The organism is Microbacter sp. GSS18, from assembly GCA_029319145.1.
Lineage (GTDB): Bacteria > Actinomycetota > Actinomycetes > Actinomycetales > Microbacteriaceae > Microbacterium.
In genome coordinates, this window is record CP119753.1 from 1,684,872 (window position 1) to 1,706,618 (window position 21,747).

The 21,747-nt window shown below is 66.9% G+C and carries 22 protein-coding genes; 9 read left to right on the top strand and 13 right to left on the bottom strand.

The genetic code is table 11. The features are described from left to right. Positions 1-72: 72 nt before the first annotated feature. Genes P0L94_07980 through P0L94_08005 form a run of 6 tightly spaced genes read right to left on the bottom strand, consistent with a single transcriptional unit; the run spans position 73 to position 5,652 of the window. The gene (locus P0L94_07980; GenBank protein WES66001.1) at positions 73-939 is read right to left on the bottom strand and encodes a purine-nucleoside phosphorylase; all 867 of its coding nucleotides are present in this window, start codon (positions 937-939) and stop codon (positions 73-75) included. Further along, a complete protein-coding gene (locus tag P0L94_07985) occupies positions 936-1,775 on the bottom strand; it encodes a ribokinase (protein ID WES66002.1) in 840 nt (279 codons plus the stop codon). The genes P0L94_07980 and P0L94_07985 overlap by 4 nt, the downstream gene beginning before the upstream one ends. Then, positions 1,772-2,677: a nucleoside hydrolase gene (locus P0L94_07990; GenBank protein WES66003.1), complete on the bottom strand. Its 906-nt coding sequence runs from the start codon at positions 2,675-2,677 to the stop codon at positions 1,772-1,774. Before P0L94_07990 ends, P0L94_07985 begins: the two co-directional genes overlap by 4 nt. Positions 2,678-2,709: 32 nt before the next feature. Then, positions 2,710-3,576 carry a carbohydrate ABC transporter permease gene (locus P0L94_07995; protein ID WES66004.1) on the bottom strand — a complete coding sequence of 289 codons (867 nt, stop codon included), beginning with the start codon at positions 3,574-3,576 and terminating at the stop codon, positions 2,710-2,712. Position 3,577: 1 nt separating this feature from the next. Beyond that, on the bottom strand, positions 3,578-4,480 hold the full coding sequence (locus tag P0L94_08000; GenBank protein ID WES66005.1) for a sugar ABC transporter permease: 903 nt from the start codon (positions 4,478-4,480) through the stop codon (positions 3,578-3,580). A gap of 20 nt (positions 4,481-4,500) precedes the next feature. Further along, entirely contained in the window at positions 4,501-5,652 is a 1,152-nt protein-coding gene (locus P0L94_08005) for a sugar ABC transporter substrate-binding protein (protein WES66006.1), read from the bottom strand. Positions 5,653-5,947: 295 nt separating this feature from the next. Here P0L94_08005 and P0L94_08010 point away from each other — a divergent pair, with 295 nt between their 5' ends. Both P0L94_08010 and P0L94_08015 read left to right on the top strand, forming a co-directional pair. Beyond that, positions 5,948-6,949 carry a LacI family DNA-binding transcriptional regulator gene (locus P0L94_08010; GenBank protein WES66007.1) on the top strand — a complete coding sequence of 334 codons (1,002 nt, stop codon included), beginning with the start codon at positions 5,948-5,950 and terminating at the stop codon, positions 6,947-6,949. Beyond that, positions 6,946-7,227, top strand: a complete 282-nt coding sequence (locus P0L94_08015) for a YgjV family protein (GenBank protein ID WES66008.1) — start codon at positions 6,946-6,948, stop codon at positions 7,225-7,227. The genes P0L94_08010 and P0L94_08015 overlap by 4 nt, the downstream gene beginning before the upstream one ends. A 363-nt stretch (positions 7,228-7,590) precedes the next feature. Here the strand turns inward: P0L94_08015 and P0L94_08020 are convergent, their stop codons facing one another. Both P0L94_08020 and P0L94_08025 read right to left on the bottom strand, forming a co-directional pair. Beyond that, positions 7,591-7,962, bottom strand: a complete 372-nt coding sequence (locus P0L94_08020; protein WES66009.1) for a TfoX/Sxy family protein — start codon at positions 7,960-7,962, stop codon at positions 7,591-7,593. Positions 7,963-7,985: 23 nt separating this feature from the next. After that, complete coding sequence (locus P0L94_08025; GenBank protein WES66010.1) at positions 7,986-9,578, bottom strand: PQQ-binding-like beta-propeller repeat protein; 1,593 nt, start codon at positions 9,576-9,578, stop codon at positions 7,986-7,988. A gap of 589 nt (positions 9,579-10,167) precedes the next feature. Here P0L94_08025 and P0L94_08030 point away from each other — a divergent pair. Continuing rightward, on the top strand, positions 10,168-10,803 hold the full coding sequence (locus P0L94_08030; GenBank protein ID WES66011.1) for a DUF4336 domain-containing protein: 636 nt from the start codon (positions 10,168-10,170) through the stop codon (positions 10,801-10,803). 173 nt (positions 10,804-10,976) lie between these two features. Here the strand turns inward: P0L94_08030 and P0L94_08035 are convergent, their stop codons facing one another. Continuing rightward, positions 10,977-11,168 carry a type II toxin-antitoxin system RelE/ParE family toxin gene (locus P0L94_08035; protein ID WES66012.1) on the bottom strand — a complete coding sequence of 64 codons (192 nt, stop codon included), beginning with the start codon at positions 11,166-11,168 and terminating at the stop codon, positions 10,977-10,979. A 51-nt stretch (positions 11,169-11,219) separates the two neighbouring features. After that, positions 11,220-11,741 (bottom strand): VOC family protein, encoded by a 522-nt coding sequence (locus P0L94_08040; protein ID WES66013.1) that lies wholly within the window; start codon positions 11,739-11,741, stop codon positions 11,220-11,222. A 448-nt stretch (positions 11,742-12,189) separates the two neighbouring features. Here P0L94_08040 and P0L94_08045 point away from each other — a divergent pair, with 448 nt between their 5' ends. Then, on the top strand, positions 12,190-12,426 hold the full coding sequence (locus tag P0L94_08045) for an SHOCT domain-containing protein (GenBank protein WES66014.1): 237 nt from the start codon (positions 12,190-12,192) through the stop codon (positions 12,424-12,426). A gap of 414 nt (positions 12,427-12,840) precedes the next feature. Here P0L94_08045 and P0L94_08050 read toward each other — a convergent pair whose 3' ends face one another. Together P0L94_08050 and P0L94_08055 are read right to left on the bottom strand one after the other, a co-directional pair. Continuing rightward, on the bottom strand, positions 12,841-13,296 hold the full coding sequence (locus tag P0L94_08050; protein WES66015.1) for a hypothetical protein: 456 nt from the start codon (positions 13,294-13,296) through the stop codon (positions 12,841-12,843). Further along, entirely contained in the window at positions 13,293-13,871 is a 579-nt protein-coding gene (locus P0L94_08055) for a hypothetical protein (GenBank protein WES66016.1), read from the bottom strand. The genes P0L94_08050 and P0L94_08055 overlap by 4 nt, the downstream gene beginning before the upstream one ends. A gap of 266 nt (positions 13,872-14,137) precedes the next feature. Here P0L94_08055 and P0L94_08060 point away from each other — a divergent pair, with 266 nt between their 5' ends. Both P0L94_08060 and P0L94_08065 read left to right on the top strand, forming a co-directional pair. Continuing rightward, entirely contained in the window at positions 14,138-15,478 is a 1,341-nt protein-coding gene (locus tag P0L94_08060; GenBank protein WES66017.1) for a helix-turn-helix transcriptional regulator, read from the top strand. Positions 15,479-16,796: 1,318 nt separating this feature from the next. Then, positions 16,797-18,998: a tachylectin-related carbohydrate-binding protein gene (locus P0L94_08065; protein ID WES66018.1), complete on the top strand. Its 2,202-nt coding sequence runs from the start codon at positions 16,797-16,799 to the stop codon at positions 18,996-18,998. Positions 18,999-19,275: 277 nt separating this feature from the next. Here P0L94_08065 and P0L94_08070 read toward each other — a convergent pair whose 3' ends face one another. Next, positions 19,276-19,695, bottom strand: a complete 420-nt coding sequence (locus tag P0L94_08070; protein WES66019.1) for a helix-turn-helix domain-containing protein — start codon at positions 19,693-19,695, stop codon at positions 19,276-19,278. Between the two features lie 111 nt (positions 19,696-19,806). Here P0L94_08070 and P0L94_08075 point away from each other — a divergent pair, with 111 nt between their 5' ends. The 3 genes from P0L94_08075 to P0L94_08085 all read left to right on the top strand — a co-directional run bounded on the left by P0L94_08075 (position 19,807) and on the right by P0L94_08085 (position 21,724). Then, entirely contained in the window at positions 19,807-20,172 is a 366-nt protein-coding gene (locus P0L94_08075) for a DoxX family protein (protein WES66020.1), read from the top strand. Positions 20,173-20,768: 596 nt separating this feature from the next. Beyond that, positions 20,769-21,278 carry a hypothetical protein gene (locus P0L94_08080; GenBank protein WES66021.1) on the top strand — a complete coding sequence of 170 codons (510 nt, stop codon included), beginning with the start codon at positions 20,769-20,771 and terminating at the stop codon, positions 21,276-21,278. A 167-nt stretch (positions 21,279-21,445) separates the two neighbouring features. Next, complete coding sequence (locus P0L94_08085; protein WES66022.1) at positions 21,446-21,724, top strand: hypothetical protein; 279 nt, start codon at positions 21,446-21,448, stop codon at positions 21,722-21,724. Positions 21,725-21,747: the final 23 nt, after the last annotated feature.

Consider the following 21,747-nt stretch of genomic DNA (forward strand, 5'->3'; position numbering starts at 1 on the left):
TGAGCCCGCACGCGACGCACCATCTCGGTGCGATGCCCGCGTGAGGATCCACCGCGTCGTCTCGCGTGCCCGCTACTCCGCAGCCGTGAGGAATCGGTCGATCAGGTTGGCGAGAAGCGAGCCGAGCTGCGCTTCCGCGACAGCGCCGGATTCGAGGACCTCGGCGTGGTTGAGGGGGGTGTCTTGGATACCCGCTGCGAGGTTGGTGACGAGTGATAGCCCGACGACCTCGATCCCTGCCTCGCGCGCGGCGATGGCTTCGAGCACTGTGGACATGCCGACGAGATCGACTCCCAGGGTTCGGAGCATGCGAACTTCTGCGGGTGTCTCATAGTGGGGCCCGGGCAACTGCGCGTAGGTGCCCTCGGCGAGTGAGGGGGCGACGGACCGGGCGAGGTCCCGGAGCCTCGTCGCGTAGAGGTCGGTGAGGTCGACGAAGTTCGCACCGACGATGGGCGAGCGAACGGTGAGGTTGACGTGGTCGCTGATCAGGACGGGCTGCCCGGGTGCGAGGTCGGCGGTGACACCTCCCGCGCCGTTCGTCAGGACCAGGATCTTCGCGCCGAGTGCGGCGGCGACGCGAACGCCGTGCACGACGGCCTCGGTGCCGTGTCCCTCGTACAGGTGGGTTCTCGCGCCGATCACGAGAACGCATGCACCGCGCGCAGTGCGGATGATCGTCAGTTCACCCGCGTGACCGGCGACCGCCGCCGCGTGGAATCCGGGGATCTCGGTTGCCGGAATCCGCGCGATGGGGGTGCCGAGACGGCCCGCTGCCTGCTTCCATCCGCTGCCGAGGGTCACGGCCAGGTCGACCTTATCGATGCCGGATCCTTCTCTGATGGCGTGCGCGGCGAGGCGTGCGAGCGATCGCGGTGACGCCGGGGAGTCGTTGGGTGCGTTCATCTTCGGGAACTCCAGGATCGGGTCCGCACTCATGCGAGCCCGTCGTACGTGGGCAGCGATCGGAGACTGGGCTGTGAGGCGGGGTCGGCGACGGCGGCCGCACCGACGGCGCACGCCCGCGCCAGCGCCGCGGCGGGAGGATCCTCGCGCAGAAGCCCGACGGTGAGTGCCGCGGCGAAGGCGTCCCCGGCCCCAACGGTATTGACGACGCGTGTGGCGGCGGCGGACGCGCGCGCGATCTCTTCGCCGTCGCGGTACAGAATCGCGCCTCGGGACCCGAGAGTGAGCGCCACCAGCCGGGCATCGCTCAGCCACGGCTGCGCGGCGTATTCGGTCTCGTTCACGATGAACAGGTCGACCCGTTCCCGCAGCGCCGCGGGGAGTTCGGTGATCGGTGAGGCGTTGAGTGCGACGAACCCGGTGGTGGATTCAACGACGTGCTGGATGATGGCGAGGGGCACCTCGAGTTGGGCGAGCACGGCTGCGTCGTCGGCGAGCGCGATACGGGCGGCGTCGATGTGGCTGTTGGCGCCGGGGCAGACGACGATCGAGTTCTCCCCGTCCCCGTCGACGACGATCAGCGCGGTCCCTGTCGGCTGGTCAACGGTCTGGACTCCGGTCGCGTCGACTCCGGTCTTCTCGAGGCCCTGGCGGAGCATCCGCCCGTCGGGGTCGTCGCCGACGGCACCGATCAGTTGGACGTCGGCGCCGAGCCGGGCGGCCGCGACCGCCTGGTTCGCGCCCTTTCCGCCCGGGTGGCGGGTGAGGGTTCCGTCGGCGACGGTCTCGCCGCGGTGCGGGGCGCGGGAGACGTGCGCGGTGATGTCGATGTTGATCGCACCGACCACCGTCAGCCTGGGCGTGCTCACGTCGCTTTCCCGGCCGCGGTGGTGGGGCGCGTGGCGTGGACGATGCCGTCGACGATCGCCTTGGAGACCGCGGCGACGTCGAGGTTCACAACGATTCGGGTGTTGCCGTCGCCGGCGGGCCGGTCGCTGACGCCCTCGTCGTCGCCGGCGTGGATGTGGACGGTGCCGGGTGCGCCGAGCTGGAACAGGCTCGGGTCGGTCATGGTCAGGACCGTGACCGGGTCGTGGGGAACGTTCCACTCCGTGTTCCAGAACTGCCACCACTGTCGGATTTCGTCGTTGATCAGTCGGCCGAGCTCGCCGCTGGCAGCGATGCGTTCCAGGTCGGAGTGGTCGATGTGGATCTTGCGGGTGATCTCCAGTCCGGTGATCGTCGTGGGGATCCCGGATCCGAAAACCTGCCGGGCGGCGGTGTCGTCGCTGCGGAAGTTGTGCTCCGGCTCGCGGTCTGCGAACGCGCCGCCCATGACCCACAGGTGCCGCACCGCGTTGGCGAATCGCGGGTCTGCGGTGATGGCCTTCGCGATATTGGTGAGGGGTCCGATTGCGATGATGTCGATCTCGCCCGGAGCGGCAAGCACGGTGTCGACGAGGTACTGCGCGGCTGCGTCGGAGTCGTAGTGCTCGGCGTCGAGGTCGGGGTAGAGGGCGCCTTCGTGGCCCGCCCACCAGACCTCGCGGCCCGACAGCGGGGTGGACTCCCCGGCGTGGACGGGGATCTCGCGTCCGGCGAGCGACAGGACCCGGCGTGCGATGCGGGCGCGGAGCGCGGTGTCGCCGTACACCGTGGTGACGCCGAGCAGATCGATGGTCGGTGTGCCGAGGATGAGGGCGAGGGCCATCAGGTCGTCGACGTCGCTGCCGATGTCGGTATCGAGGATGACGCGGTGTGTTCTGGGCACGGGTGTGCCCCCTTTCGAGGTCTCAGCCATGGCTACTTGAGACCGGTGGTGCTGACGGACTGGATGAAGTAGCGCTGGAATCCGAGGATGATCGCCAGCGGGATGAGGACGAGGACCATCGATGCGGCGAAGAGCACGCCGTAGTCGACCTGGAACTGTCCCTGCAGGTTCGACAGCGCGACGGGGCCGAGGATGTGCTCGTCGTCGGTTCCCATCAGCAGCGGCCACACGTAGGCCTGCCACTGGAACAGGAACAGCATCAGGCCGGCGCCGATCAGCGCGGGGCGGGACAGCGGGAGGTAGATGCGGGTGAAGACACCCCACCATCCGAGCCCATCCAGGCGCGCCGCTTCGACGAGCTCCTCCGGGATCGCGAGGAAGAACGTGCGGAGCAGGAAGATCGCCATCCCGTTGCCGATGCCGGGCAGGATCAGGCCGATGAACGTGTTCTGCAGGTTCCAGTCTCGGAACATGTCCGCGAGGGGGATCGCGATCGCGTCGAACGGAATCAGGAACGACAAGATCACGACGGAGAACAGCACACCCTGGCCGCGGAACTTGAACGCGGACAGACCGTACGCGGCGGTGGCACACACTCCGAGTCCGACGATGACGGTCACCACACTCACGAACAGCGAGTTCAGGATGGCTCGGCCGAGGTCGCTGTCGAGGAGCGCCAGATAGTTCTCGAGCGTGGGCGTGGCGGTGAAGAAGGTCTGCCACTGCAGCGGGTTGAGGTAGCTGAAGGTCTCCGCGCCGGGGCGCAGCGAGTTGATGAAGGACCACCACAGCGGAATGAGGAACGCGAGGCCGACGGTGATCGCGAGCAGGGTGTTCCAGACGAACAGCACTGTGCGCCGGGACATGCCGCGACGTGAGCGGACAACGGTGTCGGTCATGTCAGTCCTCCGTCTTCAGGAGCCGGAACTGGAGCGCGACGATCACGACGGTGATGAGCACGAGGATCACGACTTCGGCCTGAGCCCGGTTGATGTCGCCGAACGTGAAGGCGCGCGTGTAGATGTCGTACATGAGCAGGTTCGTGGAGCCGTTCGGCCCGCCCTTGGTGAGGATCTGCACGGGGGCGAACACCAGGAAGTTCGAGACGGTGTCGGCGACGAGCACGAATGCGAGCGGGCGTCGGACCAGCGGGAGCGTGATCGCCCACAGCTGCCGCCACGATGATGCTCCGTCGAGGGATGCCGCTTCGTAGTAGGAGGCGGGGATGTCGTTGATCCCGGCGATGAGGAACATCATCCAGTAGCCGACACCGATCCAGGACAGCAGGATCATGATCGACAGCAGCGCCTGGTACTGCGAGGTGAGGAACGGCTGGGGTGGGATGCCGATGACGGCGAGGAACCCGTTCGCGAGGCCGTCGGGCCGGTAGATGACGCTCCAGATCACCGCGGACACGGCTGGGGGCACAGCGATCGGCAGGATCACCATCGATCGCCAGAAGCGAGAGCCGGCGGCGCGACGAGTGAACAGCACCGCGAGGAGGAACGCGGCGGCGATCTGCAGCGGGTTGATGAGCACCGTGAACAGCAGCGTCACGGCGATGGAGTTCTGGAAGTCAGGGTTGCCGAACAGCTCGGCGTAGTTCCCGAGGCCGACGAAGCTGGTGCCGCCGAGCAGCGTGGTCCGGAAGAAGCTGTCGACGAGTGCGACGGCGGCAGGCGCGAGCCGCAGCACGACCAGCGAGACGAGTGCGGGGAGGAGGAACAGCAAGGCGATGCCGGCGGGTCCGGTCAGGACCCGCCGGGCCCCACCCCCGCGGGGGCGACCGCGTGAAGCGGTCACCACCCTCCGGGTTTTGGTGCTCATCGCAACTGGCTCCAGGCGTCTTCGATCTGCTGCTGCGCCTGCTCGAGCCGGTCGGCAGCGTCGGATCCGTTTCGGATGTCGGCGAAGGCCTGGTTGATCAGCGCTTCGAACTGGACGTATCCGACCGACACCGGACGCGCGACGGCGGTGTTGTCGATCTCGTACGCGATCAGGTCGGCCGCGCCGGCACTGTTGTCTCCGCCCATCGCCTCGAGCGTCGGGAGGTACTCGGCCGCGGCCTCCGAGTTGGCGGGGATGATCGTCTGCGTCTCGGTCGACGTGAGGTTGCCCTCAGGGTTCAGCGCGACGTATTCGAGGAACGCTCGTGCGGCGGCCTTGTTGTTCGAAGCGGCATTGATGCCCCACGACCAGGAGCCGGTCGGGGTGACCGCATCGCCGCCGTCGAAGTAGGGATGCGGTGCGATGCCCCAGTTGAAGTCCGCGTTCGCTGCGAATCCGCCCACGTCCCACGGTCCGCCGACGAAGAACGCCGTCTTCTGATCGGTGAACACCGCGCTGGTCTGGAAGCCTCCGACACCGCGAGGCGAGAATCCGGACTCGAACGTCTGGGCGTACCAGTCCATCGCCTCGACCCACCCATCGGTGGTGACATCGACGGTGAGCATGTCGTCACCGGTGATACCCGAACCGCCGCCGAGCGACTCGACGAGCGGCTGCAGCTGGTAGTACGCCTCGACCTGCTCCAGCAGCAGGCCCGACTCCATGCCGGCTTCCTGCGCCTTCACGCCGGCCTCTTCGACCTGCTCCCACGTCCACCGGTCGGCGGGGTCAGCCGACGGGTACTCGACGCCAGCGGCATCCAGGATGTCCTTGTTGTAGAAGAGCATCTGCGTGGAGTTCCAGATCGACAGCGCGTACATCTTGTCGTCGTAGATGTTGATCTCGTACTGAGCCTCGGAAGTCGCGTCCTGCGCGGCGTCCTTCAGGTCGCTGAGGTCTTCGAGGAAGCCCTGCGCGGCGATCTGCGCGAGGTTGGGCTGGTCGACGGCGAACACGTCGATCGTGTCGTCGCCTGCCGAGAGGCGCTGCTGCATGGTCGTCGCATACGTATCGAACGGCACCTGGTTGTACTCCACAGTGATGTCCGGGTACTCGGCCTCGAACGACGCGATCACCGGCTCGAACACCGCGGGATCCTCGGGCCCAACGAACTGGACCGTTCCGGTTGCGTCCCCGGTCGAGTCCGTCGCGCTCCCTCCGGAAGCTGAACAGCCCGCCAGGACGACTGCAGCGGCCGCGGTTCCGACCACCAGTGCAATCGGTCGTTTCATATCCCTGTCTCCTTTGCTGGGTCCGCGATCTACGCGGTTAGACTAAGCGGTTAGATGGACTGTACACACACATATCCTCAGAAATCAAGACTTCTCTAGCGATGAAACCTGCTGGTAACGTAGTGGCATCTAATCGATTAGAGAGGTGAGCATGGTCACGGGCAAGGATGTCGCGGAACGCGCAGGCACATCGACAGCGGTCGTGAGCTATGTCTTCAACAACGGGCCGCGCAGCGTCGCGCCAGAGACACGTGAGCGCGTCCTCAGGGCGGCAGAGGAACTGAACTACCGCCCGAACGCACTGGCGCGGGCCCTGAGTTTCGGCCGCACCTCGTCGATCGGACTCATCGTCCCCGATATCGCGAACCGGTTCTTCGGCGAGCTCGCCCGCGCGCTGGAGGACTCCGCCTCCGCCCGTGGAAACCTGCTCCTCATCGGGGACTCCGGTCTCGACCCCAAGCGCGAGGCGTCGCACATCTCCGCGTTCGTCGACCGGCGAGTCGACTCCGTCGTCATGGTGTCGCTCCAAGACTCCCCCGACCTGTCGCCGCTCGTCCGAGCCGGCATCCCAGTGGTCGCCCTGCATCCTGTGCCCACCGACGCCGGGGTCTCCACCATCTCCATCGACTATGCGGCTGCCGCGCGCGCTGCCACATCCCACCTGATCGACCACGGCTACGCGTCCATCGCCCTGTTCAACACCCAAGCCGAATCCACCGGCGGGCAACAGCACCGCGATGGATTCCATCAGGCGGTCGCCTCGGCACCGGGGACGAGGGTCGTGGAACTGCGGAGCGAGATCTCCCGCTCCCACGCAGCGCAGGTCGCGATGGACGCGCTGGCTCGACCGGACCGTCCACGAGCCGTGTACTGCTCGACCGACGAACAGGCCTATGGGGTGCTGTTCGCCTGCCATCGGCTGGGCCTATCCGTCCCCGACGACGTCGCCGTGACCGGCTTCGACGGCACCGAGCACTCCGCCTACTCGATTCCGCCGCTCACCACGATCCGTCAGCCCATCCCGCACATGGCTGAACGTGCCATCGCGATCCTGACAGGGACGATCCCGGCCGAACCATTGCGCGAGATCGCCGACTTCGAACTAGTCCTCCGCGAATCCTGCGGCAACCACACGAACGGAACCACTGCATGACCGAACTCATCGGCTGGCTCGGATCAGCGCTGCTCATCGTCTCCCTCCTTCAGGGAAAGATGATGAAGCTCCGCGTCCTCAACCTGATCGCCGCGCTCATCCTCGTCGGCTACAACGCCGCGGTCGAGACCTGGCCGATGGTCGGAATGAACGTCGCCGTCGCCATCATCGACGTCTACTACATCGTCAAGCTACGCCACGACCGCCGGCTCAACACGCCCACGGACCCCCACCCGAGTAGGGACGACCTCCCCCACGCCGCGACAGCGACCCGCTGACCTCGCCACGCAGACCGACGAGGAGCGCTAGCCCATGACCACGCCCACTTCGACGCCCTCGCGAGCATCGGCGTCGACTTCGCCGACGTCACCCAGGTGCTCGAGGACGAAGGCGTCGACAAGTTCATCGCCTCCTGGCACGACCTCCAGAACACCGTTGCCAAAGCACTGCAGGCTGCGAGGTAGCGTGCGACCAGGCGTGCAGTCGCCTCGGTAGGAAGCTCACGCGCGCAACACCCACTTTGTCGTACACGCCCGGAGGGTGCCGCTATTGCACCCCGCAGCGACTGCACCTCCCGCTTGCGCGCGGTGCCCGTTTGAGGATCGTCGCGTATCGACATTGCCCTTGCGCAGAACTGCGTATCAGGATCCTTTCTTGCGGGCCTTCGGCTGCTTCGGCGGTAGCGCGCTCACCTGCGCCAGGGCGAGGCCGATCCATTCGGTGAGCAGCTCGGGTTCGTCCCTCCAGGCCGCGGGCGTGGCGAGGTAGCCGCGCATGGGACGCTCCGCCGGGCCGAACGGCCTGCTCCCTGGGATCGTTCGGAACTGCTCTGCTGTCGCCTGGTCGATGAGGCGAACTCCGATGTCGTCACCGAACAGGCCCGCGAACATGTTGCCATTCACGAAGGCGCCGAGGTTCCCGAACATCGGTTTGACCGCCACGTTGGGCGCGTCGGGCACGAGACGACGGAAGAGCTCCGCAACCTCCGAACTCGGCTTCGGGATCTGCATCATCGACTCTCCTCGTGTGCGCTCGGTCACCCAAGGTCGAACGCGTAGAGCTTGTTGCTGGGGGTTCCGAAGGCTCCGCCATAGAACCCGTACCCGGATCCCCAGAAGACCATCCCGTTGGAGATCGCGGCGCCCGAGACGCACGATCCACCGCTCTCGAACGACCATAGGACCTCTCCGGTCGCCGCGTCGAGCGCGTACATCCAGCCGTCCGCGTCGTTCGTGCAGCCGAAGACGACGCCGTTGGCGGTGGTCGCCGGCCCTGATGCGCCGCCGCCGTTCGGCGGTCGGGTCTGCCAGAGGATCTCGCCGGTCGCTGCGTCGAGGGCGCTCCAGATCCCGGTCGTGGGGTCGGATGCGGTGGGGTAGGGCACCTGGTCGCTGTTGGCGTTCGCTGTGTAGACCCGCTTGCCGTCGACGGCCGACCCCCACTGCAGCCCTCCGTTGATGCCGCCGGGGCCGGTGTCGGTGACCCAGACGACTGCGCCGGTGGCCGGGTCGAGCGCCCAGTACTGTCCGCTCTTCTGCCCCGCGCCGAGCAGTTCGCGCGGGCCGCCGCCGGCGTTCTTGACCTTGAAGAGCGCCGGCGCCTGGCCGAAGTCGTAGTCGGGGCCTGTCGGCGTGGGGCACGATGGCGCACCGAAGAGGCAGGCCCACGTCCAGGTGTCATACGGAAGCGCCCGCGTGACCCACTTCACCGCTCCCGTCGTCATGTCGAGCGCGACGATGGCGTCGAAGTAGTCGTCAGGGGGCAGGCACGCCTGCTGGGCATCGGGGTCGTCGCCCGCCGCTTCGACGCACGCCAGGGCGTCGGCCGGGATGGCGTAGTTGTTCCCCGTCGCGACGTAGACGCTCCCGCGCTTGGGATCCACTGCGGGCGAGCTTCCCCACACCGAGGCGCCCGGGTAGCCCTCCGGCGCCATGTAGGTCTTCCAGAGGATCGCTCCCGTCTCGAGATCGAGAGCCGCGAGGCTGCCTCGGAAGGTGCAGCACTCGTAGCCGGGGATGAGGCCCGCCAGACCCTCTTCGACCGAGGACACGCCCACATAGACGACACCGTCGAAGATCGTCGGCGACTGCGTGATCACCGCCGCGAAGTGTGTCTCGACCTGGGTCACCCATCGCACGTCACCGGTCTGCTTGTCGACGGCGATCACCCGGCCGCCGTTGCCCAGCGACGGGCTTCCATCCGCGTTCGAGGTCGCGCCCTTGTCGCCGATGACGAGGGTGGTGTCGGTGAACGCGGGGCTGGTCCGGGACGCATCGCGCGGGACGCCCGTGTAGTCCTCGATCTGCCTCTGCCACACCACCGCACCGGTCGACCGGTCCACCGCGTACAAGTTACCCGCCCAGTCCGGGACGTAGACCCGGTCGCCGTCCACCGCAGGCGTCGCCGAGACGTCGCCACCCGTGTTGAGCACCCACTTCAACGAAAGGTCCGCGACGGTGGCTGGAGAGATCTTGGACTCGCTTGCGGCATGACGGGTGTTCGACCGGTCACCGCCGGCGGAATTCCACCCTGCTCCGCCCGGCGCGGCAGACGCGGGCCCTCCGATCAGCACGACGGCCGCGATCCCCGCGATCGCCAGCAGCATGGCACGGGACTTCATCCAACTCATCTCAGCTTCCTCGCTTCGACTTGCTCGCAGCCTCCCCGCCTCCGCCTCGGCCCAGCACCGGGAAGGAGAGTCACGATCAGCGTGTCGCGGGATCGCTGCCACATTCAGAGAAGCGCCCGAGGGCGCGGAGTGCGCGGGGGCCGATTCGTCATCGGTGATCCCGCCGAGACGGCTACATTGCACATCCGGGTCGTCAACGTCGCCGTGGCTGACGCGGTTCACGATCCTCTCCCATGGCACGCCTGTCAACACGCACCCGCCAGCATCCCGCATGCGCGGGTGCGTTCCGCGGCAGGACCGTAGGGGAAGGGAGCGTGTCCGGAGCAACGGTGCTGACAGCGGTCAGGGCCGTATCGGCTCGCCCCTCACGAGAGGGGGTCGCGCGTCTTGGAGTACGTTCGAGCAACCGGCGCGCAGGGGAACCTCACTCGGACAGCTCCGAGCCCGTATGCCTCGCCCCTGCTTCGCGCAGTGCCCGGAACGGGATCGTGGCGGCTGGGGATCGCCCCGGGCGTACGCTCGCCGCATGGGCTTGTTGACTTCTCTCGGTGACGGCCTGTTCGTCGTCGACGGACCCGCGACACGGGACATGGGCATGCCGTTCACGACGCGGATGTCGGTGGTGCAGCTCCGTGACGGCTCGGTATGGGTTTCGTCACCGGTCCCGCTGCCCTACGAGGCGCGCACGGAAGTGACATCGCTCGGGCCCGTGCGCTACCTCGTAAGCCCGACTCCGCGGCACTTCTGGCGGCTCGCCCGATGGCACATGCTGTTTCCCGACGCCGAACTCTGGTCGAGTCCGATGACACCCTTCACCCTGAAGCGTGGCGACCTCCCACTCACGGGCGTGCTGGGCGCCGGACTCCCGAGATCATGGGCACCCGAACTCGACCACGTCGTGCTCGGCAGCTCGGTGCTGCAAGAATCCGCTTTCCTCCACGCGCCGAGCGGCACACTCCTCATCGAGGACGCGATCCAGGTTCACAACCCTCGACCCCGACATCCGATCAGCAATACCGTGTTCCGTCTCGGCGGAGTCATGGGTCCTGACGGCGGCGTTTCGCGCGACCTCCGCCTCACCTTCCGACCGCGGACGACAGCGCGAGAATCTGTACTCCACATGCTCGATTGGGATTTCGACACCGTCGTCCTCGCCCATGGCCCGATCGTCACCGAGAAGGCCAAAGAATTCGTCGCCAGGGCATTTAACTGGCTGATCGACTGACCCCGCCAACGCCCGCATTCCAGCCAGCTCGCGAAAGACATCGGTGACGTGGTCAAGGTGACGTTCACCAAGCGGTGACGGCGCCCGCTCCGCGCCAGCTTCGAAGCACACATCTTCTGACACTCCTTGGCTCCGCCCATCCCCCCGCGGTGCCGATCTCGACCGACAGGCGCTCAGCGGCGGTGATACGCGTCCCGACGATGCTCGATGGTGACGATCTCGATGACCAGTCGGTCGTCCTCGATGCGATAGAGCACTCGATACTCGCCGCGACGCGCTGGGCGAAAAGGCGCGAGCGGCTCGCGCAACGGGTTGCCCAGTCTCCTCGGGTTGCCGGCCAACGGCCCGACGATGAACTCGAACACGCCCGCTGCTACGGATCGAGGATCGGCGCGGTCGCGGACGGGGCGCGTACATCAATCGCGAGTGTCCGTCCACGGCACGATATCGATGCCGTGGTTCTCGGGCGACGCGAGAGTCCAGAACGCCGGAGCGTTGGTGTCGTTCACGATCCTGCCGCCGGCCGCCACTGCGGCATCCACCCGCGCCTTGGCCTGGTCGGCAGGGACATAGACGTCGAGGTGAGTACGTCCCCTGTTCGGCGCGTCGCCCGCGATCGGATTGAACGCCAGCTGCGGTCCGCAGCGCAGCGGATCGATGGCATCCGTGTCGCCCAGCTCTTCGTAGCCGAGCGCCGCGGTGAAGAACGGGCGGCTGTCAGCCTGCGAGTGCTGGGCCACGTAGATCGCCACCGACTGGATGCGAGACGGGTCGGGTACCAGCTCGAGTTCCGTGGCTGCGCGAGAGACCGCCGCAGCGAACTCCGCCGCACCCGCCGGTATGTCAGCTGTGTCTCTCGTTGGGACTCGGACCACGACGCCCTCGGGACGTACATCGATGTCCGGCGTGATGCCGGCTCGCTCGGCGGCGTCGACCACGGGCTTCACCAGATCGGCCGCGTGAGCGAGAGAGGTGGCTGCGAACACGGCCTGTGGGCCCGTGGCCGGGACGCGCCAGTCGGCAACCCCCGGCGCCCGATGGAACTCGGCCGCGGACATCCAACCCGAACCGCTCGTCGACTCATTCATGTCGAAGCCTCCTCTTTGCAGACTCTTCTCGCGGTCATACCCCCGCACACGCTGGCGGCAACGTTACGACGTGAGAGCGGAGCGCGGAACCCGCGCCGACGGATAGGCCGGACGAACTGGCTCGACCGGCTCGCAAGGAATCCCAATCGCACCGTCGTTGGCCCGCACGCGACCCTCCGCTATCGCGCAGTGCCCGCAAGAGGATCCCGCCGGTAGGGGGCGAAGCACCTTCGGACGGTCCGGGTGAGGTTCATTGCGCAGTAGGCTCACTTGCGTCTGCCGGAGACGAAGGATCCCCATGCAGGATGCCACCCGCATCTTCCGGCCGCCACCGGCAGAGCGCACCCCGGTTTGCGAGTTCGCCAAGCTTGCCCAGCTCTACGACGCCGGCGTGATCGCCGCCGACGAATTTGACGCGCGGCGAGCGGATCTGTTCCGCACCACCTGCGACGACGCGTTCCGGTTGGACGCGCGTACACTGACCCTGCGCGGCACCCGATCCCCGCACCCCCCCTGCGCGGGATCACGCGTCTGACGTCTCTGGCGTTCGCCGCGCGACGGCTCCCTCGCCGCCCCCCGAACGATCAGCGAGGGAGCCGTCCTCCGCAGGTCGCCTCGGGCAGGCACCCTTTCAATGCGTCGAGGTTCGCGTGTAGCCGGGCCCGTTGTGCGCACACGGTCCGGCGACAGAGTGCCCCGCGCATGAGGTGTCGTGCGCGGTCAGGATGGACGCCAGATCGCCCCCGGAGTGGGCGCTCCGGAGACACGTGTCTGCTAATCCTTGAGCCCGTCGCGACCGCGGCACGCTAGCTGAAGCGATCGAGCGCACGCATCGGAGCGTATATCGCACGTCCGAGACCCCGCCCACAATCGGCCATCTCCGCGCACCGCCCATTTGGGGATCGCCTTCGGCGGGTGTCAAGCAGCCCGAAGTGGCCGATGACTTCGCTCAGGCTGCCGTGGTCGCTTGCGAGGTATGTGCGCGGCGACGGTCGAACACGTGGGGCGCCGAGAGGAGGAGGCCGAGGGAGGTCACTCCCACCAGCGTGAGACCGAAGTAGCCGAAGACCGCGAACCGCTCGACGGCGAGCAGGCTGACGATCCCGGGCAGCATCCATAGGGGCAACAGCCAGAGCGCGAACCAAGCCCACCGCTGTCGGGTGCGGAGAGCGAAGACCGCGATGAACAGCGCGAGCGACCCGATGACGACTGTCCCGGTGAGCGTCGCGACACTCATCGTGTCCACCTGGTCTGCCACCGTGGGGTAGGTGCTGGTGAGGACCACCCACGGGACTCCCGTGTCGGATCCGAAAGTTGCGTGGCGGTCTCCCAGGAGCATCGAGGTTCCCACGATCACCTGCAAAGTCGCGACCACCGCTACTAGGACCCATCCGATGTGTCTCATGCCCGCGCGTTCCTCTCCTCCCGGTGCGCTGCTGTCGCACGGTTCCCGACAATCACGGCGTCCGCGGTTGACCGGCTGCAAGTGAGCACGAGCACGGCGATCGAGAGGGAGACGAGGCCCCACAGAAGCCCGAGCAGCATGAAGTGCAGTTCGGTGGCGGCCGAGTACATCGACGCGAGGCCCAACTCGACCGCGAACCCCAGCGCAGGCACCCACGCCACCCCCGAACGTGGGGACCGCACGAGGAATGATCCCACCGCCACGACTGCGATTCCGGCGAGGGTCAGCCCGATGCTGCCCAGCACCAGCGCAAGCACCTCCGCCGAGGGCTCGACGACGGAGATGAGTGCCGCGACGATGCGCAGCAGGAACCCCGCGGATGCCGTAACGGCGCCCACGGTCACTGTTCGTCCGGGGGCGACCACCCCAGCCCAACCGACGAGGCCCGCGATCATGCCGATGTTCACGACGATCCATAGGCCCTCCGCGCCCGGGTTCAGGATGGCGGGCCAGGGTTGCATCACCGCCAGCAGGCCGTACCCGATCTGGCAAATCGCGCCGATCAGCGCGATCACGCCGAGAAGCCGCGCCGTTGATCTGCTCATGACACACTGACCCTTCGTCTCCCGCGCACCCTTCGTCTGCTGCGCGCGTGCTGTTTCGCCCTCACACGCGAGGCTAGGCTCGGCGTTACACCTGCGGTATCCGTGAGAACACGCAAAGGCAGAGAATGCGTACTGGTCAGGGAGCGTCCGAGGCGGGGCAGTCGAGGCGACGCGCCGAACAGCTCCTCTCAGAAGCACGGAGTCAGTCGCAGCGAGGATCCGAGGCACGAGCGTGGGTGCTGAGCACGGAGGCCGCGCAGATCGGTCGTGAACTCGGCGACGCGGAGATCGTCGGACGCGCGGCGGCCGCGCTGCGCGGACCACAGCTGACGTCCCGCACTGTGACCGCGGCGCGTCAGGCACTTTGCCTCGAAGCGCTCGGGATGCTTGGACCCGACCCGTCTGACTTACGCGCGCTCGTGACCGCGCAACTCGCGGCGATCACGACCGCGTGGTCTGAACCCAATCTGCCACCCGCGTCGATCATTCCCCCAGAGCAGGCCGAGCTGCGGTTCGTCGAGCTGCAAGCCGCCCACGCTAGGGCGCTCGGCCCAACTGGCGTTTCGCAGCGACTCGAACTCGCCGCGAACCTCTCAACACTTGGCCATGCAGCTGCCGACGACGAGATCCTGAGCTGGGGGCTGCTTTGGAAGGCGGACGCGCTCATACAGCTCGGGCTCCGCGTCGAGTTCGCACATGCCGTCTCAGCGCTCACCGCCGTTATCGCACGAACCGATGCGCCCGTCTGGCAATGGCGACTGGAACTTATCGCCGCGAACACCGCGCTCATCGAAGACCGCCGCGACGACGCCGCGACCCTCGCACATCGGGCACGTGAGATGGGACGGCAGGCGGGCGCTCGCGACGCCGACGAGATCTACCTGTTCTTCCGAGATCCGCTCGATGAGCGAACAGGCCGCGACACGGCCGCGCTCGAACGAGACGTCACGGTTGCACTAACCGGCGCACCCCACCCGATGCAGGCATGGCGAGCGGACCTACTCGCGCGAGCCGGGCGAACAGACGAGGCGGTCGCCATCTGGAAGACCATCGCGCCCCGATTGGACGCACTGCCCGAACACGCCGTCGAGTGGCTCATCGCAAGCGCCACTTTCACTCGCCTAGCCATCCTCGCCGACGACCACGCCGCGATCGCACAGCTGCGCGACACCCTCACCCCGATCAGCCACCTGCACGTGTCCGCCGGCGCGACAACTCCATACGGTGGACCGGTCGCCCACCTACTCGGGATGCTCACCGCCCATCTCGGCGACCGAGCCGCGGCCGCCGACTGGTACACCGACGCGGAACGGCGCGCCACCGCTATGGGAGCACGATGGCACGCCGAGCGGGCACGAGCCGCCACATCCGCCCTCACCGCACCAGCCGCGTCACTATCACCGAGAGAGACCGAGGTCGCGACTCTGCTCGCCCGAGGCGAAACCAACCGCACCATCGCTTCGAAGCTGTTCCTTTCGGAACGGACAGTCGAGCAGCATGTCCGCTCGATCCTCCGAAAGCTCGGCCTCCCGAACCGAGCAGCCGTGGCGGCCTGGGTGGCAAGCGGGGGTCGCTGATCCAATACGCCTCAACCGAGCCGACACCAACCACTTCCAGAAGACGAACAGCGCCTCATCATGGTGGTACTCGGCCCCACCCCGCGAGGTTCCCGATCCAAGCCTGTATCACGCGAGCGCAGGAGCTCGCATAGCGAGGCGGAATGACCAACGCGGCTCGCGCTCCCTGAGAAGGACACTGGCGGGAACTGACAGACCTCTCGATCGCCCGCCCGAGCGGGTCGCCGCAACGCGCGATGCCGGTTTGAGGATCCGCCCGACGGATCAAGCTTCCTCGGGGGTCTTCGGAGTATGTGGGCGACTTGTTAGTCGCACCACATACGCGGCGACGAGGGAGAGGAGAGCGGCAACGAAGTAGACGAGCTCGATCGTTGCCGTCAGTTCGGCCCCGCTGGCAAACGGAACCGGCCAGGTCAGTTCCGGGTTCGCAGCCCACCAAGCCAAATCGATCAAGTACAGAGAGGAAGGCGAAGACGACTACCCGTATCCAATGGAACGTGATGTCCGTCCGGCTACCGGGGCGCCCGAAGAACCTCTTGAACGCAGCAACGCCCAACGGGAAGATCGGCAGATAGGTAGTCACAAAGCCTCCGAAATCACCGAGGGCAGCGCCTTCATCCCCGAAGACGCGGAAAAGCCACGGCAGCCCGACCACTGATCCGACAACACCGGCCGCCGCCGGAGTCAGATCGCCATCCTCGCGAAAGCTACGGAGCGTTCCCAGGACGCTCCCAACGCATAGCAACACCCCGAACACCGTCCCGAAGAACATGACGACGCCCAGGTCTCCAAGATCGTGGATCAGCAAGGGGCCTCCGCCGCCGAGCCACTCTCGAACCCAATCGATCATCTGCCCATGCTCCAATAGCGCGTAGCGAGCCAAAAGACTGCGTGGCCGGCGTCTCCACGCTCCCTGTGCCGGCGGGCTGGGACTTTGCGTTAGCTGTCCGCTATGGCCGCGGCGCTAACACTCGGGTCCGTCGCTAGAGAGACGAACCTCAAGTACCGACAGCCCGGCCCGGACTCATGCAACGAGCGGGATGACGCTCGATCACCGAGCGAATGTCATCGCGCGGCGATGAGGCGCGCTGCTTCGACATCGGGCGGATTCCGCGACACGGATATCGAACGGATACCGCTCGGGGTCACTTTGATATCAGCGCGCCGCTAACGGTGATTCGGTACCACGGTCGAGTTGCCGGGATCCGGCTCGTCGCTTGGAACAAGCGCTGCAAGACGACTAGGGAGTAGAGAAATGCCGGGACCTGAGGACCGCCTGTACGCGTCAGCAACACGGAAGTCGTGGGAAAACCAGCACATGCTGGTGATCCGCTACATCGGCACGCCTTCTGGCTCCGGCGGATACGGGCCACAGTTTCGACCAGAGCACGACGAGGCGTACTTTCGCGACTTCTTCTTCGAACGGGCGGACAGCGTCGCGGCATTCATTGAACACGTCTCGCACGGTGCGGTCCGGTTCTCACGTAGAGGGCCGCTTGTAGCGCCGAAAATCTATTCCGCGCAGCGGTTCGATGCAGCCGGCAAACCGCGCTCGTCGGAACAGATCCGCACGGAACTCCTGACGGCCGCTGCCGAGGACATCGACTTCTCCATCTTCGACGACGACCAGACCGGGCTCTTGACGAACGGGGAACTCGTCGTGGTTCTCGTGGCCGCCGGCGCCTATTCGAAAGCGATCGTACGACCCTCCGATCCAGCAAGCATCGTTCTGACCGACAACCCAGACCTCAAGCTGCAGAGCGTCGCGGTCTCCGAAAGCCTCGATGCCGCAGGGACAGCGGGCGAGAAGATGACCGCGCTCGTCGGCCACGAAGTACTCCACGTCATCGCGTCGATGACAGACCTCTACGGGCCCTGGCAGGACGGGGCGTGGAACACCCCAGAGTCACTCGCAGGGAAGATCGCCGGGCTGACCCACCTGGACGCCGTCTACAAGACCATCTACGGCTGGTGCCGCCCGAAGAGCTACGACATCTCCTCCGCTGATCACCTCTGCGTGAACCTAACGGCCCCAAGTGCCGTGGACCCTTCCGAAGACGCCCCGGACCCGGTCCTGCTGTACGACAGCTCGCGAGGTGGGGACGAATTCTTCATGCTCGAGTATCGCTCACCCGCCATTCCGACGGCCGCGGGCCGATTCGACAAGACGATCTCACAGCACGGTGTCGCGATCTGGCACGGGAATCTTGCAGGTGGGAGCTTGGCGCGCAGACCGGGCTACATCGCCGCTCCCCAAACGCAGGGAGCCACTTTCCAACCCCAGCCTCCATCGGGCGACGACCGACTAGTCGGCCGTCACATCGACTGGGGGCCGAATGGCGTGCTCGAGACCGCTCCGCTCGGAACGAACGTGACGGCGAGCGGACCGCCGATCAACCTCTACGCGTCCCCAAACGGGGAGATTGGGACAGCGAGCGGCCTATGGCGGTCTGAGCACGGTCGGTTCGGGCTCAGGTGGATTGACCAGACCGACGTCGGCATCGAGATTCAGGTCGAGGATGTGGCACCAGACTCGCCCTCACTTCGCGTCGCCATCGACCGACGAAACACGCCACTGACGCTCGCGGAGGACTTCGCGCTGCTGCAGTGCCGAGAATCCGTATCGGGTCAGAGACTTGACACGTCCGTTGGCGCCCAGGATGCGATCCTCTACGCCGCCGACAGCGCGGGGAGTCTGGGGTGGTACCGGCACCTGGCCAGGTTGTCGGGTGATGCGACATTCGCGAACGGCGGCAACGAACGAGTCCTCGCCCGCGGCCACGGCCCCGGATCCGGATGGGCCGAACTCACCCACGTTATCTCTGGCGGCGACGGCGTCCTCTACGGCGTGAAGCCCGACGGGTCACTCGTCTGGTATCGACACGAGGGATGGCAAACCGGTGATGCGACATTCGCGAACGGCGGCAACGAACGAGTCCTCGCCCGCGGCCACGGCCCCGGATCCGGATGGGCCGCACTCACCCACGTTATCTCTGGCGGCGACGGCGTCCTCTACGGCGTGAAGCCCGACGGGTCACTCGTCTGGTATCGACACGAGGGATGGCAAACCGGTGATGCGACATTCGCGAACGGCGGCAACGAACGAGTCCTCGCCCGCGGCCGCGGCCCCGGATCCGGATGGGCCGCACTCACCCACGTTATCTCTGGCGGCGACGGCGTCCTCTACGGCGTGAAGCCCGACGGGTCACTCGTCTGGTATCGACACGAGGGATGGCAAACCGGTGATGCGACATTCGCGAACGGCGGCAACGAACGAGTCCTCGCCCGCGGCCGCGGCCCCGGATCCGGATGGGCCGCACTCACCCACGTTATCTCTGGCGGCGACGGCGTCCTCTACGGCGTGAAGCCCGACGGGTCACTCGTCTGGTATCGACACGAGGGATGGCAAACCGGTGATGCGACATTCGCGAACGGCGGCAACGAACGAGTCCTCGCCCGCGGCCGCGGCCCCGGATCCGGATGGGCCGCACTCACCCACGTCGCAGTAGCGAGCCGATAGTCAGCGCGCAGCGTGACCGATGTACTGGGCCATCCGGAGCGCATTCTGCCCAGCCGAAGATGCTCCTCTTGGCGCGATGGCTGGAGGCTGCGCCCAAGTCAGCGCGACGTCGGGGGACACGCGACGGACTTGGCCGACTCTGCCAGGCACCTCAACCGGGCGCCTCCCAGCCCGCCCGCAACCTTCCGCTCTCGCGCAGCGCCCGTTTGAGGATGGTCCGGTCCGGACGCGGCGTCCGGTTGGCCGGTTCGAGCGAAGCAGGTGCTCGGGCGTTGCCTCAGCGCGGGTGAGCTTCGTCGTAGGCCGCGCGGGCTGTCTCGATGCGTGGGTGGTTCTGGATCGCCCAGTCCGCGAGCTCCATCGCGAGCGCGATCAATGTGCCGCCGAGTGCCGTGAGTTCGTATTCGACCCGCGGAGGCACCTCGGCGTGGACGGTTCGAGTGATCAGCCCATCCCGTTCGAGCTGCCGGAGAGTGAGGGTCAGCATTCGCTGCGAGATTCCGGGAATGTGCCGCTGCAGCTCAGTGAACCGGCGCCTCTCCTGCCCAAGCGTGCCGATGACCAGGAGCGACCACTTGTCGCCGACCCTGTCCAGGACGTCACGAATCGCGCGACCATGCTCGCTGCCGGCGGGGCCGCCTGCGCACGAGCGCTCGTAGCCGGTCGGCGCCGGCTCACCGGGAAGCGCGATCGTCATCGCATGTCACCTGCTTACATCCATGTGCCTTTTGCATGCCCTTCGAAGATCACACATGATGGGGTTGCTTACAAACAGTAACAGGCCCCATCTTTCTTCCCTGGAGTTCCCATGATCGTCGCCCTGTGGATCGTCAACGCCCTGCTCGCCCTCGCCTTCATCGCCGCCGGCACCATGAAGGTCCTGCGGCCCAAGCCCGCGCTCGTCGCGAGCGGCCTCGCCTGGGCTGACGACTTCGCCGACCCGACCGTCAAGCTCATCGGCGCGGCCGAACTGATCGGCGGCATCGGCCTGATCCTCCCGCTGCTGACGGGCATCGCCCCCGTGCTCACTCCGATCGCGGCCACCGCACTGACCGCCGTCATGATCGGCGCCATCACCGTGCACGTCCGCCGCAAGGAGAACGCGACGCCCTCCATCGTGCTCGGCGCACTCTCGGCCATCAGCGCGGTGCTCGGCTTCCTCGTCGTGCTCTGACCGCGGCGCCCCGGGAGCGGAGCGTTCAACTCGAGGTACCCGCTCCCACGCCGAACGAGAAATCAGATCCTGCACGCCGATCTATTCAGCGCGAGGGAACCTCAATCGAACGGTCTCAGGCCCGTACGCTTCGTCCCTACTTCGCGCATTGCACGGATACGGATCGCGGCGAGAACCCGTCCGGCGTTCGCATCCCGAGGGTGTTGGCGGGGTGAGGCGGTCCCCTCGCCCCGCGTGTCACAGGACCCGGGTCGGCGAGGGGACCACCGCGCAACATCACACCAGAAGTACAGGTGCACGGGCCCCAGGCAAGGGGGGACGCCGGGGGCTCGGGTGCCGCGCGCCGCCAGTGTACGCGCGACCGCACGTCTCGGCGATGATCGCGAAACGCGACGCAAAGACGGACGTCGCGTCCCGCCCCAGGCGTCCGAGGAACGCTCGCACAGACCGCGGCGCTCGCGCACTGACCGGTGCGGGATCGAGTGGAGCCCTCGTGTGACGCGGGGGTTCGGTGGGCGGCACTGGCTGTGTCGGTTGCCTTGTCCACGCTCCCGCCGACTGCTAGCGTGCCCGCATCGGCCAGCGAGGGGGACGCAATGACCGGACGATCTGCGACGACCGTTGGCCGGCGTCGACCGATGATGGGCGCCGTGCTGATCGCGGGATCGCTGCTGCTCACCGGGTGCGACGGCATGGATGACCTGAGCGACCTGCAGGACACGATTGACCAGGTACAAGAAGCCATCGACGATCTGGCCGAGACCGATCCGGACAACCCGTCGGAATTCCAGCAGGAGATGTCGAAGGCCCGCGAAGAGGCGAGCTACCCGGAACCCCCCGACGACATCGACCCGCTCGAAGAGGACCCGTTCATGTCGTACGTGGATCAGGCCGACGGTTCGAGGGATGCGCTCGAGGAGTACGCCTACGGGTCCGAGTACACCGAAACCCTCGAGAGGTACTACTCCGAGGAGTACGGTCAGGATCCGACGACGAACGCCGACGGAGACCTGGAGTGGAGCGACGACGACTCTACGACGGTGCTGGAGGAGCAACCGCATCTGCACCGGGTGAAGGTCCAGTCGACCTGGCACGTGGCCGCGTAGCAGCCTGTTCCTCCCCGTGCGGGCTCTCCGAAGGGCAATCGAACGCGCCAGCAAACGCACGCCCGCTCCGCCTCCCGGGCGGTGCCCGCTTGCGGGGATCGAGGTTGCATTGCAGTCCCCCCAGGACCGATACGGTGTGACTACGGCCGGAGAGAGGGATCCTGGTCGTGGAGAGCAAGCGTGAGTGGCATCCGATCCTTGCAGCCGTCGAGGGGCCGCCGGGAGTGTGGCGGATGGTCGACCCTCAGGGGCACGAGTACGGGCGCGTGGAGATTCGGCGCGTGATGAACGGCACGGATGTGCGGTACAAGGCCATCTGGCGCGGTGACGTGCTCGGGTGGGCGACAACGCTCCGGGAGGCCTGCGAACGCGTCCATATGGCGTTCATCCGGTCGCACGGCCCGCAAGGCGGGGCGGTCGCGAACTGGGGCAGGCCCGGTGACTAGAGTCGCTTTCCGCGAGTCGGGGA

Excerpts from the sequence above, each read along its gene's own strand:
- P0L94_08030 (WES66011.1), top strand. The coding sequence starts at position 10,168 with ATGGGCATGCCGTTCACGACGCGGATGTCGGTGGTGCAGCTCCGTGAC.
- P0L94_08075 (WES66020.1), top strand. The coding sequence starts at position 19,807 with ATGATCGTCGCCCTGTGGATCGTCAACGCCCTGCTCGCCCTCGCCTTC.
- P0L94_08020 (WES66009.1), bottom strand. The coding sequence starts at position 7,962 with ATGATGCAGATCCCGAAGCCGAGTTCGGAGGTTGCGGAGCTCTTCCGT.
- P0L94_08025 (WES66010.1), bottom strand. The coding sequence starts at position 9,578 with ATGAGTTGGATGAAGTCCCGTGCCATGCTGCTGGCGATCGCGGGGATC.
- P0L94_08065 (WES66018.1), top strand. The coding sequence starts at position 16,797 with ATGCTGGTGATCCGCTACATCGGCACGCCTTCTGGCTCCGGCGGATAC.
- P0L94_07995 (WES66004.1), bottom strand. The coding sequence starts at position 3,576 with ATGACCGACACCGTTGTCCGCTCACGTCGCGGCATGTCCCGGCGCACA.
- P0L94_07980 (WES66001.1), bottom strand. The coding sequence starts at position 939 with ATGAGTGCGGACCCGATCCTGGAGTTCCCGAAGATGAACGCACCCAAC.
- P0L94_08015 (WES66008.1), top strand. The coding sequence starts at position 6,946 with ATGACCGAACTCATCGGCTGGCTCGGATCAGCGCTGCTCATCGTCTCC.
- P0L94_08050 (WES66015.1), bottom strand. The coding sequence starts at position 13,296 with ATGAGACACATCGGATGGGTCCTAGTAGCGGTGGTCGCGACTTTGCAG.
- P0L94_08070 (WES66019.1), bottom strand. The coding sequence starts at position 19,695 with ATGACGATCGCGCTTCCCGGTGAGCCGGCGCCGACCGGCTACGAGCGC.
- P0L94_08010 (WES66007.1), top strand. The coding sequence starts at position 5,948 with ATGGTCACGGGCAAGGATGTCGCGGAACGCGCAGGCACATCGACAGCG.
- P0L94_08045 (WES66014.1), top strand. The coding sequence starts at position 12,190 with ATGCAGGATGCCACCCGCATCTTCCGGCCGCCACCGGCAGAGCGCACC.
- P0L94_08080 (WES66021.1), top strand. The coding sequence starts at position 20,769 with ATGACCGGACGATCTGCGACGACCGTTGGCCGGCGTCGACCGATGATG.